Source organism: Polaromonas sp. (assembly GCF_049790275.1).
Classification (GTDB): Bacteria; Pseudomonadota; Gammaproteobacteria; order Burkholderiales; family Burkholderiaceae_C; genus Polaromonas.
The window spans coordinates 1-17,104 of record NZ_JBAQYR010000156.1 but is presented as its reverse complement, the minus strand read 5'-3'; the positions used below and the strand labels follow the sequence as shown (position 1 = coordinate 17,104).

Sequence of the window (17,104 nt, the reverse complement as noted above, 5' to 3'; positions counted from 1 at the left end):
CTGCAGGGTCAGCGGCAGGCGCAACAGCGTGTCTTCTGCCGCGATGCCGAGGGCGGCCATCAGGCGCAGCGTTTCGCTGTAGGCGCCGATCATGATGTGCTGGCCGTTGTCCAGCGCCAGCGCCGTGCCGTCAGCCAAGCGGCCGTCGACACGCCGTGCACGGCCACCGGCAATGCGCGCCGCCTCGAAGACCGTGACCTGCTGGCCCAGCCGCGTGGCTTCGACCGCCGCAGCGCAGCCGGCCCAGCCACCGCCGATGATCGCAACTTTCACGCTGGAACCCATGAAGTCGCGCACCCGAACAGCAGGCCATGGCCAAAGCGGGCTCTTGCAAGCAGGGGCCGCGGGACCGGCTTTGCCGGGCCGCAGGCGCAGCGCCCCTCTTTCTCGTGTAAGGGGCAGCGACACCCCGAAGGCACACGAAGTGGGGGAGCGTGGGGGCTCACTGGACTTTTCCGAAGGCCTGCGTTTTCCACGCCAGCCAGAACTTGCGCAGCGGCGTGAGGCTGACACGCTGGTGCAGCACCTGGTAACCATCGGCCTCGATCTCGCGCAGCAGGGTGCGATAAATGCTGGCCATCATGAGCCCGGGTTTTTGCGCGCGGCGGTCGGCTTCGGGCAGCAGGGCCAGGGCTTCGTCATACATCGCGAGTGCCCGCTGCGTCTGGAACTGCATCAGGGCAGTGAAACGGTCGGAGTACTGGCGCTTGAGGATTTCGTGCGCTTTCACGTCGAACTGCTGCAGCTCGTTGACCGGCAGGTAAATGCGTCCGCGCAGCGCGTCCTCGCCGACGTCGCGGATGATGTTGGTCATCTGGAAAGCCAGGCCCAGCTTGTGTGCGTAAGTGGTGGTGGCCTCTTCGGTCTGCCCGAAAATGCGCGCCGCCACTTCGCCGACGATGCCGGCCACCAGGTGGCAGTAGGTCTTGAGGTTGGGGAAGTCGAGGTAGCGGTTTTGCGCCAGATCCATCTGGCAGCCTTCGATCACCGCCTGCAGGTGCCGCGCTTCGATCTGGTAGCCGGGCGCCAGCGGCATCAGGGCTTTCATCACCGGGTGGGTGGGCTCGCCGGCATAGGACTTGAGCACCTCGGCCTGCCACCATGCCAGCTTGGTGTGGGCCACGCCGGGGTCAGTCACTTCATCGACGACATCGTCGATCTCGCGGCAAAAGGCATAAAAGGCAGTGATGGCTGCGCGCCGCTCCTTGGGTAGAAACAGGAAGGCGTAATAAAAACTGCTGCCGGACGCGGCAGCTTTTTGCTGGACATATTCCTCAGGGCTCATGCGCTAATTGTCCCATGGCTGTATACGGCCAGGCCGCGGTCAAGCGCTCACCGCGGCCATCCGGCCAGCGATGTGCTGCCTCAGTAGCGACACGAGGCCAATAGCCAGCAGCCAAAGAATCAACACGTCGTAGAACTTCCAGAGCAGCCAGATGGGCGACAAAAACTGGCCCAGAATCGGAATCAGAAAAGGCAGCAGGCGCGGCGTCCAAAACCCCGGTGCGGCGGTGCAAGGCGATGTGAAAGGGTCGAAGGTGCCCGGAGAGCAGCCCATTTGCAGAAGTATTTCGCGCGCCACATGAGAGCCCAGGAAGGGTGTGCCCAGGGCGATGCAGAACGCGATCAAACCCAGGAGCAGGAACCAGAAACTGATTTGCAGAATGCGGTGAGGGGTCTGATAAGGAAGCGCCGCAGCCTGCTTGGCCGAAGGTGCGGCGACAAGCACTTTGGGCGGACGCATGGAGGCCCAGCGTGCCCGGGCGATGGCCGTCAGCCAGAGCAGGATGAACGCCCAGAAACTGTGCAGGAAGATGAACGGGTAGTCGAGGATGGTTTGCGCTGACAGAAACGGGGACATGCTTTGTGCCAGCCAATTGAGCGGAGCCGGACAGGAACTGACACGGTAGTCGGGATGCGCCTGGCAAGGAAGCGCCGCCGTGATGGCTTCTGCAACAACACCACCGAAGAAGATGAAGCTGATGCAAAAGAGCAGCAGGCCCGTGCGCAGTAGTTGAAAGACGATTCGGGAAAGCCGAGGCCCGCTGCCGCGCGCCGGGCGTGAGCGCGAAGCTTTCATCTGGTGTTCCCCGTGTTGGATGCGGTGGTGGCCAGAACCATCAGAACAGGGCCTTCCATAAAATCGCCACCGCATCCCAGGTGCCGAGCTTGGGCCGCTGGGTGAGGGTGCGGTAATCCATGGCGGCTATCTTGTCGAGAATGCGCAGCCCGCCCTGGATCACGCAGCGCAGCTCGAAGGCGGCGCGCCAGCCGGTGAAGCCGCCCAGCTGCCGCGCCACAGTGGCTGGAAGTTCAAAGCCTTTCAGCATGCTGCTCTTTGCGGAATGGGCACAGGCAGCTATCAATTTTGTAGTGTTTGGGTTGTTGTCCCGGGCCAGCAGCTGTGCTTCGTCCACGCCGTGGGCGGGCCACAGGCTCTGCGGCAGGTAGATGCGGCCGCGCGGAATGTCCACACTCAGGTCCTGCCAGAAGTTGATCAGCTGCAGCGCGCTGCAGATGTGGTCGCTTTGCGCCTGGGAGGCGGCGTCGTGCACACCGTACAGGTGCAGCAGCAGCCGGCCCACCGGGTTGGCAGAGCGCCGGCAGTAGTCCAGCAGCTCGGCCTCTGTCGCATAACGCTGCTTGACGACATCCTGTTCAAACGCACTGAGCAGATCTTCCAGCAGCGGCACCGGCAACTGGAACCGGGCAATGACGGGCGCCAGGGCGACAAACACCGCGGGCCACCGGGCCGAGGCAGACCGGCCTCCGGCTGCGGCCTGCAGGTCGGCGCGATAGGCAGCCAGGTCGGCCAGGCGCTGGGCGGGGAAGGCGTCGCCTTCGTCGGCAATGTCATCCGCCATACGCGCAAACCAGTAAATCGCGGCCACCGCCGGGCGCAACCGCGGCGGACACAGCAGCGAGGCCACAGGGAAGTTTTCGTAATGCCCGGAAGGCGGCTGCAGGGGGGGCAGGGAGGGAGGGTGCGGACCTGGAGTCATGGGCTGGATTGTCGCTTGACAAGCCTTGGGAATTACCCTAGATTACTAACCGGTCAGTCAGTAGCTTGTTTTCAGCATGCTGCTGCTCTGGATTTTCCCCGGTCTGTTCCGCCACCGCTTTTCATCTTCATCATGAATAAAACCGCCTTTGCCGTCATCAGCAGCGCCTTGCTGCTGGCAGCCTGTTCCAAACCAGCGCCACCCGAGGAGCCGGTGCGGGCTGTCAAGGTCATGACCGTGGGTATCGACTCCTTCAACACCGGCTATGAATTTGCCGGCGAGGTCAAGGCCCAGGTCGAGTCGCGGCTGGGTTTCCGGGTCGGCGGAAAAATCATCCGGCGTCAGGCCGAGCTGGGCCAGCGCGTCAAGGCCGGGCAGGTGCTGGCCCAGCTGGATCCGCAGGACTACAAGCTGGCTGCCGATGCGGCACGTGCCCAGGTCGCCGCCGCGGCGACGCAGCGCGACTTGGCGGCAGCCGACTACAAGCGCTACAAGGAACTCAGGGAACAGAACTTCATCAGCGGCGCCGAACTGGAACGCCGCGACACGACCCTGAAAGCGGCGCAGGCCCAGCTGGAGCAGGCGCAGTCGCAACTGGCCGTGCAGGGCAACCAGGCCAATTACGCCGTGCTGGTGGCGGACGTGTCGGGCGTGGTGACGGCGGTGGAAGCAGAAGTCGGGCAGGTCGTTGCTGCCGGCACACCGGTGCTGCGCATCGCCGCCGACGGCCCGCGCGATGTGGTGTTTTCCGTGCCCGAAGACAAGGTGGCCGCCATCAAGGTCGGCGTGCCGGTCAAAGTGCGGGTCTGGGCGCAGAACACCGGGCTCGAAGGCAAAGTGCGCGAAGTGGGCGCCAGCGCCGACCCGCTCACGCGGACCTACCCGGTCAAGGTGGCGCTGGCCACCCAGGAGCCGCCGGTGCTGGGCGCTACGGTCTACGTGCAGCCGCAGGGCCTGAGCGCCGCGGGCGTGCAGGTCATCAAGCTGCCGACCACCGCCCTCCGCCAGGAAGGCCGGTCCACGGCGGTCTGGGTGCTGGACAAGGCAAGCATGACCGTCAAGTCCCAGCCCATCCAGATTGCCACGGCCGACGGCAATGAGGCGGTGGTGGCCTCGGGCCTGGAGCCCGGCATGCTGGTGGTCAGCGCTGGCGTGCATGTGCTCTCGCCCGGCCAGAAGGTCACGATTTATCAGCAAAAAGTGGCTGTAGCCACCGCCCCGCCTGCGCAGACAGCTATCAATCCGGTAGCGTCTGCCGCAGCGGCCACGCTGCCCCCGGTCGCTGCGCCTGCCGCGAAGTGAGGCCGGCATGACCCAAGTACAACCGAAGGACAGCTTCAACCTGTCCAAATGGGCGCTGGACCATCCGGCGCTGACGCGTTACCTGATGGTGGTGCTGATGCTGCTCGGCTTCGCCGCCTACTTCCAGCTCGGGCAGGACGAAGACCCGCCGTTCACCTTCCGTGCCATGGTGGTGCGCACCTACTGGCCGGGCGCCACGGCGCAGCAGGTGGCCGAGCAAGTCACCGACAAGCTCGAGCGCACGCTGCAGGAAGTCCCATTTGCCGACAAGATCCGCAGCTACTCCAAGCCGGGCGAGTCGCAGATCATTTTCCAGATCAAGGACTCGTCGAAAGCCGCCGATGTGGCTGGTGTCTGGTATGCGGCGCGCAAGAAAATCGGCGACATGCGCGGCACCTTGCCGGGTGGCGTGCAGGGCCCATTTTTCAACGACGACTTCGGCGACGTGTATGGCGTGATCTACGCGCTACAGGCCGATGGTTTCAGTTATGCCGAGCTCAAGACCTTTGCCGACGACGTGCGCCAGCAATTGCTGCGTGTGCCCGATGTGGCCAAGGTCGAGCAGTTCGGCGTGCAGGACGAAAAGCTCTACATCGAGATCTCGCAAAAGCGTCTGGCCCAGCTCGGGCTGGACTTCAACCAGGTGCTCAGCCAGCTCGGCCAGCAAAATGCGGTGGAGTCCGCCGGCGCGATCCAGACGCCGCTGGACGTGGTGCAGGTGCGGGTGGCCGGCCAGTTTGAAGTGGTCGAGCAGCTGCGTGCTATGCCGATACGCGCCAGCTCGGGCAGCCAGCTGCGCCTGGGCGACATTGCCGAGGTCAAGCGCGGCTACATTGACCCGCCCGCCGTCAAGGTGCGGCACCAGGGCCGGGAGGTCATCGCGCTCGGTGTCTCCATGGGCAAGGGCGGCGACATCATTGCCCTGGGCAAGGCGCTGAAGGCGACCACTGCGCGCATTGGCACCAGCCTGCCGGCCGGCATCGAGCTGGTGCAGATCCAGGACCAGCCGACCGCGGTGGCGACCTCGGTCAACGAGTTCGTGAAGGTGCTGATCGAGGCGGTGGTGATCGTGCTTGCGGTGAGTTTCATCGCGCTGGGTTTTCACCGCCGCCCGGGCCAGCACCCGCTGTGGAAGCGGTATTACATCGACATGCGGCCCGGCCTGGTGGTCGGCATAACAATTCCGCTGGTGCTGGCCGTGACCTTTCTGGCCATGAGCTACTTCGGCATCGGCCTGCACAAGATCTCGCTGGGCTCGCTGATCATCGCGCTGGGCCTGCTGGTGGACGACGCGATCATTGCGGTCGAGATGATGGTGCGCAAGATGGAAGAGGGTTACGACAAGGTGCGCGCCGCGACCTTTGCCTATGAAATCACCGCCATGCCGATGCTGACCGGCACGCTGATCACGGCCGTCGGCTTTTTGCCGATCGGCCTGGCCAAATCGGCCGTGGGCGAGTACACCTACGCGATCTTTGCGGTCACTGTCATCGCGCTGGTACTGAGCTGGGTCGTGTCGGTGTATTTCGTGCCTTATCTGGGGACCTTGCTGCTCAAGGTGCCGCCGCATGTGCAGGAGGTGGCCGCCGGACAGGACAGCCCGCACGAAATGTTCGACAGCCCTTTCTACAACACGTTTCGCCGGGCGGTGAACTGGTGTGTGCAGTACCGCTGGCTCACGATAGGCGCAACAGTGCTGTTTTTTGCGCTGGGCATTGTCGGCATGGGCAAGGTGCAGCAGCAGTTCTTCCCGGATTCGAGCCGGCGCGAGATCATGGTCGACATCTGGTTCCCGGAAGGCACCTCGTTCGCCGCCAACGAACTGACGGCCAAACGTGTCGAGGCACGCCTGCTCCAGGAGGCCGGCGTCAGCTCGGTCAGCACCTGGATAGGCTCAGGCGTGCCGCGTTTTTACCTGCCGCTGGACCAGGTTTTTCCGCAGACCAACGTGTCGCAATTCATCGTGCTGCCGCAGGACCTGAAAGTGCGCGAGTCCCTGCGCATCAAGCTGCCGGCGCTGCTGGCCCAGGAATTTCCCGAGGTGCGCGGCCGCATCAAGCTGCTGCCCAACGGCCCGCCCGTGCCTTACCCGGTGCAGTTCCGCGTGGTCGGCGTGGACCCCCTGGTGCTGCGAGAACGCGCCGATGAGGTCAAGGCCGTGATGCGGGAGAGCGCCCATACCCGCGGCGTCAATGACAACTGGAATGAGTCGGTGAAGGTGCTGCGCCTGGAAGTGGACCAGTCCAAGGCGCGCGCCCTGGGCGTGACCAGCCAGTCGATCGCGCAGGCTTCAAAGACCAGCCTGACCGGCAGCACGGTGGGGCAGTTCCGCGAAGGCGACAAACTCATTGACATGGTGGTGCGCCCGCCGCCGGACGAGCGCAATTCCATCACCGACATGGCCAACGCCTATCTGCCGACCGCATCGGGCAAGTCCATTCCCCTGACACAGATCGCCAAGCCTGTTTTCACCTGGGAGCCGGGCGTGATGTGGCGCGAGAACCGCGACTATGCGATCACGGTGCAAAGCGACATCGTCGAGGGGCTGCAGGGCGCGACAGTGACCAACGAGTTGCTGCCGCAGCTGAAGGCGCTGGAAGCGCAGTGGCGCCAGAAAGGCATCGCCGGTTACCGCATTGACGTCGCCGGCGCCGTCGAGGAAAGCAGCAAGGGCTCCAGCTCGATTGCAGCCGGCATTCCCATCATGCTGTTTCTGACTTTCACCTTGCTGATGCTGCAGCTGCACAGCTTCAGCCGCGCCATGCTGGTCTTCCTGACGGGGCCCCTGGGTATTGCCGGTGTGGCCGGGGCCTTGCTGGTGCTCGGCCGCCCGTTCGGGTTTGTGGCCCTGCTAGGCGTGATCGCGCTGATGGGCATGATCCAGCGCAATTCGGTGATCCTGATCGACCAGATCGAGCAGGACCGCGCGGCAGGCATTCCCGCCTGGGACGCGATCGTGGAGTCCGCGGTGCGGCGCCTGCGCCCCATCGTCCTGACCGCTGCCGCCGCCGTGCTGGCCATGATCCCGCTGTCGCGCAGCGTGTTCTGGGGGCCGATGGCTGTCGCCATCATGGGTGGCCTGATTGTTGCCACGGTGCTGACGCTTCTGGCGCTTCCGGCGATGTACGCAGCATGGTTCCGTGTGAAACGGGAGTCACCGGTCCTGGCCTGACCCCACCTGCGGGATGGCTGGACGCTGAAGCGGCAGCCGATACAGGCTAAAATAGAAAGTTGACCGATTTCAGGCGGGGGTCCACAAGCCAAAAAGCTGAGGATTCCCGTTTTTGTTTCCGGCGCGCGGGTGGCGAAATTGGTAGACGCACCAGGTTTAGGTCCTGACGTCCGCAAGGATGTGGGGGTTCGAGTCCCCCCCCGCGCACCACGATTGAGATTTTCAGGACGACTGCCGCACGGGTTTGACCCGGTGCGCTCAGCCCGTCTTTTACAACATATTTTTCGGAATTTAGGAGTAGATCATGGCCGTGACTGTTGAAACCCTTGAGAAGCTGGAACGCAAGATGACCTTGACGCTGCCCGTCAACACCATCCAGTCCGAAGTCGATTCACGCCTGAAACGCCTGGCCCGCACCGTCAAGATGGACGGTTTCCGTCCCGGCAAGGTGCCCATGAACGTGGTGGCCCAGCGTTATGGCTATTCGGTGCACTACGAAGTCATGAACGACAAGGTTGGCGAGGCTTTCTCCGTGGCTGCCAACGAAGCCAAGCTGCGCGTGGCCGGCCAGCCGCGCATCAGCGAAAAGGAAGGCGCGCCCGAGGGCGAGCTGGCTTTTGATGCGATTTTCGAGGTCTACCCGGAAGTGAAGATTGGCGACCTCGCCACGGCAGAAGTGGAAAAAGTCACAGCGGAAGTCACGGATGAAGCCATCGACAAGACCGTGGATATCCTGCGCAAGCAGCGCCGCACCTTTGCCCAGCGCGCGCTGGATGCGCCTGCGCAGGACGGCGACCGCGTGACCATCGACTTCGAAGGCAAGATCGATGGCGAGCCGTTTGCCGGCGGCAAGGCCGAAGCTTTCCAGTTCCTGGTCGGTGAAGGCCAGATGCTCAAGGAATTCGAAGATGCGGTGCGCGGCATGAAAAGCGGCGAAAGCAAGACCTTCCCCCTGAACTTCCCTGCTGATTACCACGGCAAGGACGTCGCCGGCAAACAGGCCGACTTCATGGTCACGGTCAAGAAGATCGAAGCAGCCCACCTGCCCGAAGTGAATGAAGCCCTGGCCAAGTCCCTGGGCATTGCCGACGCCACCGTCGAAGGCCTGCGTGCCGACATCAAGAAAAACCTCGAGCGCGAAGTGAAGTTCCGCCTGCTGGCCCGCAACAAGAACGCCGTGATGGACGCATTGCTGGCCCACGCCGAACTCGACGTGCCGCAGGCGATCGTCCAGGCCGAACTGGACCGCATGGTGGAAGGCGCCCGCGCCGACCTCAAGCAGCGCGGCATCAAGGACGCTGACAAGGCGCCGATTCCCGACGACATCTTCCGCCCGCAGGCTGAAAAGCGCGTGCGCCTGGGCCTGGTGGTGGCTGAGCTGACCCGCTCCAACGACCTGTTTCCGAAGACCGAGCAGGTCAAGGCCCACGTCGAAGAGCTGGCATCAAGCTATGAGAAACCGCAGGACGTGGTGCGCTGGTACTTCAGCGACGAAAAGCGCATGGCTGAGGTCGAGTCCGTCGTGATCGAAAACAACGTCACGAATTTTGTGCTGGGCAAGGCAAAAATCGTCGAAAAATCAGTTTCCTTTGACGAACTGATGGCGCAGAACTGAAGCGGCGGCCGGGCTGCAGCCCGGTAGCCGGCAGAATTTCTCTTGCAGGGGCTTGCGGCTACGGCTTCAAGCCCCATTTATTTTGGGTAAAGTAGGCCCACAAATTGGAGAACACATGATTTACAGCAGTGCACAGGACATTCAAGGCCTCGGCATGGTGCCGATGGTGATTGAACAGTCCGGCCGCGGCGAGCGGTCGTATGACATTTATTCGCGTCTGCTGAAGGAGCGCGTCATTTTCCTGGTCGGCCCGGTCAATGACCAGACCGCCAACTTGGTGGTGGCGCAGCTGCTTTTCCTGGAAAGCGAAAACCCCGACAAGGACATTTCGTTCTACATCAATTCCCCGGGCGGCTCCGTCACGGCGGGCATGGCGATTTACGACACCATGCAGTTCATCAAGGCAGACGTTTCCACGCTGTGCGTGGGCATGGCAGCCAGCATGGGCGCCTTCCTGCTGGCCGCCGGCGCCAAGGGCAAGCGCTTTTCGCTGCCCAACTCGCGCGTGATGATTCACCAGCCTTCGGGCGGCGCGCAGGGCCAGGCCACCGACATTGAAATTCACGCCCGCGACATCCTCAAGACGCGTGAGCAACTCAACCGCATCCTCGCCGCGAACACCGGGCAGACTGTCGAGAAAATCGAGCGCGACACCGAGCGCGATTACTTCATGTTTGCCGAAGAGGCAAAAGCCTACGGCGTCGTGGACCAAGTGATTGCCAAACGCCCCTGAGCGAGCGTTCGCCCTCGTAGTTGCAACATAGCAACGGCGTTTCTGTAACAGGGAACGCCGTTTTTATTGGCCGTCCCCCCAGAGCCGGCTGAGACCTGTGTCGCCATGCGTAGGGCCAAGTTTATTTGGTTATCATTAGCTAACACGTCCCACGGGCACCCAAAGGCATTACATTCATGGCCGAAAAAAAAGGCTCTTCCAGCGAAAAAACCCTGTACTGCTCCTTCTGCGGCAAAAGCCAGCACGAAGTCAAAAAGCTGATTGCAGGGCCCTCGGTCTTCATCTGCGATGAATGCATAGACCTGTGCAACGAAATCATCCGTGATGAGTTGCCCGCTGGGGACGATGTGCGCGAAACACGCGGCGACCTGCCTACGCCGCTGGAAATCAAGGCCACACTGGACGGCTACGTCATCGGCCAGGAGCCGGCCAAGCGCACGCTGGCGGTTGCCGTGTACAACCACTACAAGCGCCTGCGGCACAAGGAAAAAGCCAAAAAGGACGATGTCGAGCTGACCAAGAGCAATATCCTGCTGATCGGCCCCACCGGCTCCGGCAAGACCCTGCTGGCCCAGACTTTGGCGCGTACGCTCAATGTCCCCTTTGTGATGGCCGACGCGACCACGCTGACGGAAGCCGGCTATGTCGGTGAAGACGTCGAAAACATCATCCAGAAGCTGCTGCAAAGCTGCAACTACGAAGTTGAGCGCGCGCAGCAGGGCATCGTGTACATCGACGAGATCGACAAAATCTCGCGCAAGTCGGACAACCCGTCCATCACCCGCGACGTGTCGGGCGAGGGTGTACAGCAGGCTTTGCTCAAGCTGATCGAAGGCACGATGGCGTCGGTGCCGCCGCAGGGCGGCCGCAAGCATCCTAATCAGGATTTCCTGCAGGTTGACACCACCAACATCCTGTTTATCTGTGGCGGTGCCTTCTCGGGCTTGGAAAAAGTCATTGAAAACCGCACCGAATCGTCGGGCATCGGTTTTGGCGCCAGCGTCAAGAGTAAAAAGGCCCGCAGCCTGACTGAAGCTTTCAAGGACGTGGAGCCCGAAGACCTGATCAAGTTCGGCCTGATCCCCGAACTGGTGGGGCGCATGCCCGTGGTCGCCACGCTCGCGGAGCTGACTGAAGACGCGCTGGTGCAGATCCTGACAGAACCCAAGAACGCTGTCGTCAAGCAGTTCAGCAAGCTGCTCTCGATGGAAGGCGTGGATCTCGAAATTCGCCCTTCAGCGCTCAAGGCCATTGCCCGCAAGGCCTTGGCCCGCAAAACCGGTGCACGGGGGCTGCGTTCGATTCTGGAACAGTCCCTGGTAGACACCATGTTTGACCTGCCCAACACGAGCAATGTGGAAAAAGTGGTGGTGGACGAGTCGACGATTGAGGAAAACAAGGCGCCGCTACTGGTGTACCGGGAAGCCGCCAAGCAGGCCTGATGCCGCCAGGGCGAAATCATCCCGGCGTTATGCCTTCATCCAGGTAAATCTTCTCGCTGGCTTGAAAAGTGGCCGCTGTTCCCCACTTTCCAGATAATGTTTTCACCGATACTGAAAATCCCCCTTTGCACCTGAAAGACGGGTTTTCCTTGAGGCTTACCTTTAAAGGGTTGATATGTCCGCACAAACTACCTTGCCTTCCAGCCCGATTGACCTGCCGCTGTTGCCCTTGCGTGACGTGGTGGTGTTTCCCCACATGGTGATTCCGCTGTTCGTCGGCCGGCCCAAGAGCATCAAGGCCCTGGAGTCGGCGATGGAGGCCGAGCGCCGCATCATGCTGGTGGCCCAGAAAGCCGCCGCCAAGGACGAACCGTCGGTCGAGGACATGTTCGGGGTCGGCTGCGTCGCCACGATTTTGCAGATGCTCAAGCTGCCGGACGGCACGGTCAAGGTGCTGGTCGAAGGCCAGCAACGCGCCACCGTCAACAGGATCGAGGAAGGTGAGTCTCACTTCAGCGCCAATGTGACGCCGGTGGAGCCGGCCGTGCTCACGCCTGGTGACAAGACCAGCGAGACGGAAGCGCTGCGCCGCGCCGTGATGCAGCAATTCGACCACTACGTCAAGCTGAACAAAAAAATTCCGCCGGAAATCCTGACCTCGATTTCAAGCATCGACGATGCCGGCCGCCTGGCCGACACGATTGCTGCGCACCTGCCGCTCAAGCTGGACGCCAAGCAGGTCATTCTCGACCTGGACAATGTCAAGGCCCGCCTGGAAAACCTCTACGAGCAGCTTGAACGTGAAGTTGACATCCTCAATGTCGACAAGAAAATCCGCGGCCGCGTCAAGCGCCAGATGGAGAAGAACCAGCGCGACTTTTACCTGAACGAGCAGGTCAAGGCAATCCAGAAAGAGCTGGGTGAAGGCGAAGAGGGCGCGGACATCGAAGAGATCGAGAAAAAGATCAAGAGCGCCAAGATGCCGCAGGAAGCGCGCAAGAAGGCCGAGAGCGAGCTGAAAAAACTCAAGCTGATGTCGCCAATGTCGGCCGAAGCCACGGTGGTGCGCACCTACATCGACGTGCTGACCGGATTGCCCTGGAGCAAGAAAACCAAGATCAAGCACGACCTGGCGAATGCCGAGAAAGTGCTGGACGAAGATCACTACGGCCTGGAAAAGGTCAAGGACCGCATTGTTGAATATCTCGCGGTGCAGCAACGCGTCGACAAGCTCAAGGCGCCGATTCTTTGCCTGGTCGGCCCTCCCGGTGTCGGCAAGACCTCGCTGGGCCAGTCGATCGCAAAGGCGACAGGCCGCAAGTACGTGCGCATGGCACTGGGCGGCATGCGTGATGAAGCCGAGATCCGCGGCCACCGCCGCACCTATATCGGCGCGTTGCCGGGCAAGGTGCTGCAGAGTCTGACCAAGGCCGGCACGCGCAACCCGCTGTTTTTGCTCGACGAGATCGACAAGCTCGGGACCGATTTCCGCGGAGACCCTTCCAGCGCGCTGCTGGAAGTGCTCGACCCCGAGCAGAACCACACCTTTGGCGACCACTATGTCGAGGTCGACTTTGACCTGAGCGATGTGATGTTCGTGGCAACGTCCAACTCGATGAACATTCCCCCGGCCCTGCTGGACCGCATGGAAGTGATTCGCCTGTCGGGTTACACGGAAGACGAGAAAACCAGCATCGCCATGCGTTACCTGTTGCCCAAGCAGCTCAAGAACAACGGCGTCAAGGAAGACGAGCTGGAAATCCAGGAGCAGGCGGTCCGCGACATCGTGCGTTACTACACGCGCGAAGCCGGCGTACGTTCGCTCGAGCGCGAGCTGTCCAAGATCTGCCGCAAGGTCGTCAAGGGCATCCAGCTCAAGAAGATGGAGCCCAAAGTCACCGTCACTGCGGACAATCTCAACGATTTTCTGGGTGTGCGCAAATTCGACTACGGCCGTGCCGAGAATCACAACCAGATTGGCCAGGTAGTGGGTTTGGCATGGACCGAAGTTGGCGGCGACCTGCTGACAATTGAGGCGGCCATGATGCCCGGCAAGGGTGTGATCACACGCACAGGCTCGCTCGGTGACGTGATGAAGGAGTCCGTAGAGGCCGCCCGCACCGTGGTGCGCAGCCGGGCGCGCGTGCTGGGCATCAAGGACGAAATGTTCGAGAAGCGAGACATCCACATTCACGTGCCCGATGGCGCTACGCCCAAGGATGGCCCGAGCGCCGGTGCGGCGATGACCACGGCCTTTGTGTCTGCCATCACCGGTATCCCCGTGCGCGGAGATGTGGCGATGACCGGCGAGATCACGCTGCGCGGCGAGGTCACGGCCATTGGCGGGCTGAAGGAAAAACTGCTTGCTGCTTTACGTGGTGGCATCAAGACTGTCCTGATTCCCGAGGAAAACGCAAAGGACCTGCAGGAGATTCCGGAAAACGTGAAGAACGGCCTGGAGATCGTGCCGGTCAAATGGATAGACCAGGTGCTGCAAATCGCACTGGTGCGCCAGCCTGTACCGCTGACCGATGACGAGACCACTGTCGCGGCGGCTGCTCCTGCAGCGCCGGTGGTGGAAGTGGCAGGCAGCGTCAAGCATTGACGACTGGAAATTTTTAAAGCCTCCTCGCATGGCGTAAAAAACTGCGCTATAATTCGAGGCTGTAATCGCGGGAGTAGCTCAGTTGGTAGAGCGCAACCTTGCCAAGGTTGAGGTCGAGAGTTCGAGACTCTTCTCCCGCTCCAATTCAAAAGGGCAGCATGTCAAAATGCTGTCCTTTTTCATTGGTGATAGTTCACAAGATAGCCCATAGAATCCTGAAGGGATTACTGATGGCAGACAGAATACGGCGCGGTAACAAAGCGGTTATGTACCGGATTGCAAATCCGAGTAGGTCGGTTCGACTCCGGCCCGCGCCTCCATCCTTTTCGCCCGCCCCTTGCCAGGGGCTTTTTTGTTCATCAGCATGTCCCCGGCCTGAGTGGTGAAATTGGTAGACACAGCGGACTTAAAATCCGCCGCTTCGTGAAAACGGGCGTACCGGTTCGATTCCGGTCTCAGGCACCAGCCCCGGAACAAGGCGTCGCAGGCAACTCGTGCCATGCACCGGCAATGCTCATTTCAGACCGCAAGTGGTTAAGATAGATTCCATGGCTCGCTACAACACCCCTCCCTTTGAAATACACGTCCACGGCGAAGTGCCGTTGCGTGAGGATGTCGGCTTTGAGCAGTTGCAGGACGCCCTGAAGCCGCTCTGGAAATATTCGGGTGCCAAATCACTGGCGGACGGCGCGGCCAGCGTTTACGAGGAAGAGCCCGGCATCCGTTTCGATGTGCACCAGCATCTGCTGCAGCTGTGCTGGACGGTTCCCGGTGATGAGGATTTTCGCCAGGTGCTCGACGAGGTCTGCATGGCGCTGAATGAGCTGGCCAACAGCGGCGCGCCCATCGAAGTCACGTTTTACGATGCGGATTTTGACGAGGACGAAGAGCCCGACGGCGAAGAGGCCAGGGACGACTTCGCGATGTACTTCGTGGGCCCTACACCGGCCGCGATCATGCAGGTCCAGCGCGACTTGCTGGTGCAGGACATGATCGGCCTGATGGAGCGCCATTTCGACGCTGCGGAGCTGGGCGATGTGGTCTCGGCCGTTGACAAACTGTTTGAGCAGCGCTTCGATGCGCTGGTTAATTCCATGCAGCTTGGCAGGCCTCCCAGAGGCCTGGGTGGCCCGCAGGGCGGCTCGGGCCATGGCGGCGGCGGACGCAAGCCGCGGCACCTGCACTAACGCGCAGGCGCAGTGCCGTTGTTGGCACGGGAAAATCCCAGCCCGCGCAAATAGACTTCCATCACGTCCCGCCCCAGGGCCACCAGATCAAAAGCGGCGCTTTCCAGCAGCCAGCTCTGGATCAGGCCGTCGATGATGGCATGCAGGCCCTGCGCTGCGGTCGCGGCCGGAACCGCCAGTTCCACCGCATGAAGCTGCGCCGCTGTCTGCAAGCCAGCTCCAACCTGCAGCAGAAAATCATTCCGGCTTTGCAGGTGACGCAGCCGCACGGCCTGGAGCTCGTCGACATATTCCACTTTGTGGGTGGCAACTTCGAAAACGCGGCGCGCCTGCGGGTCGCCGGCGATGCGAACCAGGGCCTCCTCCACGCCGCTGCGGATGCGTGCCAGCGGATCGGCAGGCCCCTCCTGCCCCAGCCGGTCCTGGAATGACTGTTCCAGCGGCAGGATGACCCGGTCCATCATGGCGTTGAAAAGATCGGCCTTGTCCTTGAAGTGCCAGTAGACGGCGCCGCGCGTCACCCCGGCTCGCCGGGCGATATCCTGCAGGCTGGTGCGTGATACCCCTTGAACCTGAAACAGGTGTTCCGCTGCATCCAGCAGCTTGTGGCGGGTGGCCAGTGCTTCTTCCTTGGTTCGGCGGACCACGCAGTTGTCTCCTGGGGCTTTTTTGCTTGTTGTCTTTATACATTCACGAATGTATGTAAACTATACCACTCGCGAAAACCCGTATTCTTTCGAGTTCCGTCCGGCGAGCCCCTGAGCCATTCGCCCGCGACCCCGTTGCACCTTCAGTCCAGAAAATTCGAGGAACAGCATGCCCACGTCCCATGTCAGCCAGCTGCGTCTGGCGCCCTTTTTTGCACATCGCCGGCCACTGGTGCTGGTTGCCATGCTGTCTCTGTTCCTCGCCGGGTGTGGCAAAGGCAGCAGTGCGCCGCCTGCTGGCCCGCCACCGGCGCAGGTCGGTGTGGTGACCGTCACCCAGGGCGATGTGGGCCTCGTGACCGAATTGCCCGGACGCCTGGAAGCGTCGCGCGTGGCCCAGGTGCGGGCGCGCGCAGCTGGCATTTTGCAAAAGCGTCATTTCCGTGAAGGCAGTGACGTGAAAGCGGGACAAACGCTGTTCACCATTGATGCCGCGCCTTATGCCGCCGCGTCGGCCAGCGCCAAGGCGGGCCTGGCACGTGCCGAAGCCAACCTGGCCCAGGCCGCAGCGCTGGCACAGCGCTACAAGCCGCTGGTGGAAGCCAACGCCATCAGCAAGCAGGAATATGCGAACGCGGTGGCCGCACAGAAGCAGGCGGAAGCCGATGTGGCCGTGGGCAAGGCCAATGTGCAGACGGCCGGCATCAACCTCGGTTATGCCTCAGTGACTGCGCCCATTTCGGGCCGTATCGGCCGTGCGCTGGTGACCGAGGGCGCACTGGTCGGGCAGGGTGATGCGACACAGCTCGCCGTGATCCAGCAGATCCACCCCATGTATGTGAACTTCACGCAGTCAGCATCGGAGGTGATGAAGTTGCGCGCTGCCATGGACAGCGGCCAGTTCAAGCGCGCCACCGGCGGGGACGCGGCCAGCGTGCGCATTCTGCTGGAAGACGGCACGGAATACTCGCGGCCTGGTCGCCTGCTGTTTTCCGACCTGACGGTGGATGCCACCACGGGCCAGATCACCCTGCGTGCTGAGGTGCCCAACCCCAACGGGCAACTGCTGCCCGGCCTGTATGTGCGTGTGCGCCTGGAACAGGCGCAGGCGACCAATGCCATGACATTGCCTCAGCAGGCTGTCACCCGTTCAGGCCAGGGCGATACGGTCATGGTGGTCGGTGCCGACGGAAAGGTTTCAACGCGGCCGGTGAAAATCGGTTCTGCCAAAGGCAACCAGTGGGTGATCCTCGAAGGCCTGAAAACCGGCGAGCAGGTTATGGCAGACGGTTTCCAGAAACTGCAACCCGGTGCCACCGTCAAGCCCGTGCCCTGGCAACCCGCCGGTGCCGCCCCGGCGCCCGCGGCTGGTGCGTCGGCGCCGGCTGCTGCCAGCTCC

The 17,104-nt window shown here is 62.1% G+C and carries 13 protein-coding genes and 4 tRNA genes; 12 read left to right on the top strand and 5 right to left on the bottom strand.

Annotated features, from left to right (window positions below; translation table 11 throughout):
* The 4 genes from WA904_RS20780 to hpnC all read right to left on the bottom strand — a co-directional run.
* Window positions 1–273 (bottom strand): FAD-dependent oxidoreductase (locus WA904_RS20780; protein ID WP_425199030.1); only part of this gene is annotated, 273 nt, incomplete at its 3' end.
* 169 nt (window positions 274–442) lie between these two features.
* A complete protein-coding gene (gene hpnD, locus WA904_RS20775; protein WP_425199029.1) occupies window positions 443–1,285 on the bottom strand; it encodes a presqualene diphosphate synthase HpnD in 843 nt (280 codons plus the stop codon).
* A 39-nt stretch (window positions 1,286–1,324) separates the two neighbouring features.
* Entirely contained in the window at window positions 1,325–2,080 is a 756-nt protein-coding gene (locus WA904_RS20770; RefSeq protein WP_425199028.1) for a hypothetical protein, read from the bottom strand.
* A 40-nt stretch (window positions 2,081–2,120) separates the two neighbouring features.
* On the bottom strand, window positions 2,121–3,002 hold the full coding sequence (hpnC, locus tag WA904_RS20765) for a squalene synthase HpnC (RefSeq protein ID WP_425199027.1): 882 nt from the start codon (window positions 3,000–3,002) through the stop codon (window positions 2,121–2,123).
* A 132-nt stretch (window positions 3,003–3,134) separates the two neighbouring features.
* Between hpnC and WA904_RS20760 the strand changes: the two genes are divergently transcribed.
* The 11 genes from WA904_RS20760 (at window position 3,135) to WA904_RS20710 (ending at window position 15,058) form a co-directional block, all read left to right on the top strand.
* Window positions 3,135–4,304, top strand: coding sequence for an efflux RND transporter periplasmic adaptor subunit (locus WA904_RS20760; RefSeq protein ID WP_425199026.1), 1,170 nt, complete (start codon window positions 3,135–3,137; stop codon window positions 4,302–4,304).
* Between the two features lie 7 nt (window positions 4,305–4,311).
* Window positions 4,312–7,476, top strand: a complete 3,165-nt coding sequence (locus WA904_RS20755; protein WP_425199025.1) for an efflux RND transporter permease subunit — start codon at window positions 4,312–4,314, stop codon at window positions 7,474–7,476.
* A gap of 123 nt (window positions 7,477–7,599) precedes the next feature.
* Window positions 7,600–7,686: transfer RNA gene (locus WA904_RS20750), tRNA-Leu, on the top strand.
* A gap of 94 nt (window positions 7,687–7,780) precedes the next feature.
* Entirely contained in the window at window positions 7,781–9,091 is a 1,311-nt protein-coding gene (gene tig / locus WA904_RS20745; RefSeq protein WP_425199024.1) for a trigger factor, read from the top strand.
* A gap of 115 nt (window positions 9,092–9,206) precedes the next feature.
* Window positions 9,207–9,824, top strand: a complete 618-nt coding sequence (clpP, locus tag WA904_RS20740; RefSeq protein WP_425199023.1) for an ATP-dependent Clp endopeptidase proteolytic subunit ClpP — start codon at window positions 9,207–9,209, stop codon at window positions 9,822–9,824.
* Window positions 9,825–10,000: 176 nt separating this feature from the next.
* Complete coding sequence (clpX, locus tag WA904_RS20735) at window positions 10,001–11,266, top strand: ATP-dependent Clp protease ATP-binding subunit ClpX (protein WP_425199022.1); 1,266 nt, start codon at window positions 10,001–10,003, stop codon at window positions 11,264–11,266.
* Between the two features lie 175 nt (window positions 11,267–11,441).
* A complete protein-coding gene (gene lon / locus WA904_RS20730) occupies window positions 11,442–13,871 on the top strand; it encodes an endopeptidase La (protein ID WP_425199021.1) in 2,430 nt (809 codons plus the stop codon).
* A gap of 67 nt (window positions 13,872–13,938) precedes the next feature.
* Window positions 13,939–14,014: transfer RNA gene (locus WA904_RS20725), tRNA-Gly, on the top strand.
* A 103-nt stretch (window positions 14,015–14,117) separates the two neighbouring features.
* Window positions 14,118–14,191 (top strand) — tRNA-Cys (locus WA904_RS20720).
* Between the two features lie 53 nt (window positions 14,192–14,244).
* Window positions 14,245–14,336, top strand: a tRNA-Leu gene (locus WA904_RS20715).
* Window positions 14,337–14,419: 83 nt separating this feature from the next.
* Window positions 14,420–15,058 carry a DUF6806 family protein gene (locus tag WA904_RS20710; RefSeq protein ID WP_425199020.1) on the top strand — a complete coding sequence of 213 codons (639 nt, stop codon included), beginning with the start codon at window positions 14,420–14,422 and terminating at the stop codon, window positions 15,056–15,058.
* On the opposite strand, the gene WA904_RS20705 is transcribed toward WA904_RS20710, so the two are convergent.
* Complete coding sequence (locus WA904_RS20705) at window positions 15,055–15,705, bottom strand: TetR family transcriptional regulator (RefSeq protein ID WP_425199019.1); 651 nt, start codon at window positions 15,703–15,705, stop codon at window positions 15,055–15,057. The genes WA904_RS20710 and WA904_RS20705 overlap by 4 nt on opposite strands.
* Window positions 15,706–15,874: 169 nt before the next feature.
* On the opposite strand from WA904_RS20705, the gene WA904_RS20700 reads away from it, so the two are divergent.
* The coding region (locus tag WA904_RS20700; RefSeq protein WP_425199018.1) for an efflux RND transporter periplasmic adaptor subunit at window positions 15,875–17,104 on the top strand (1,230 nt) is incomplete at its 3' end.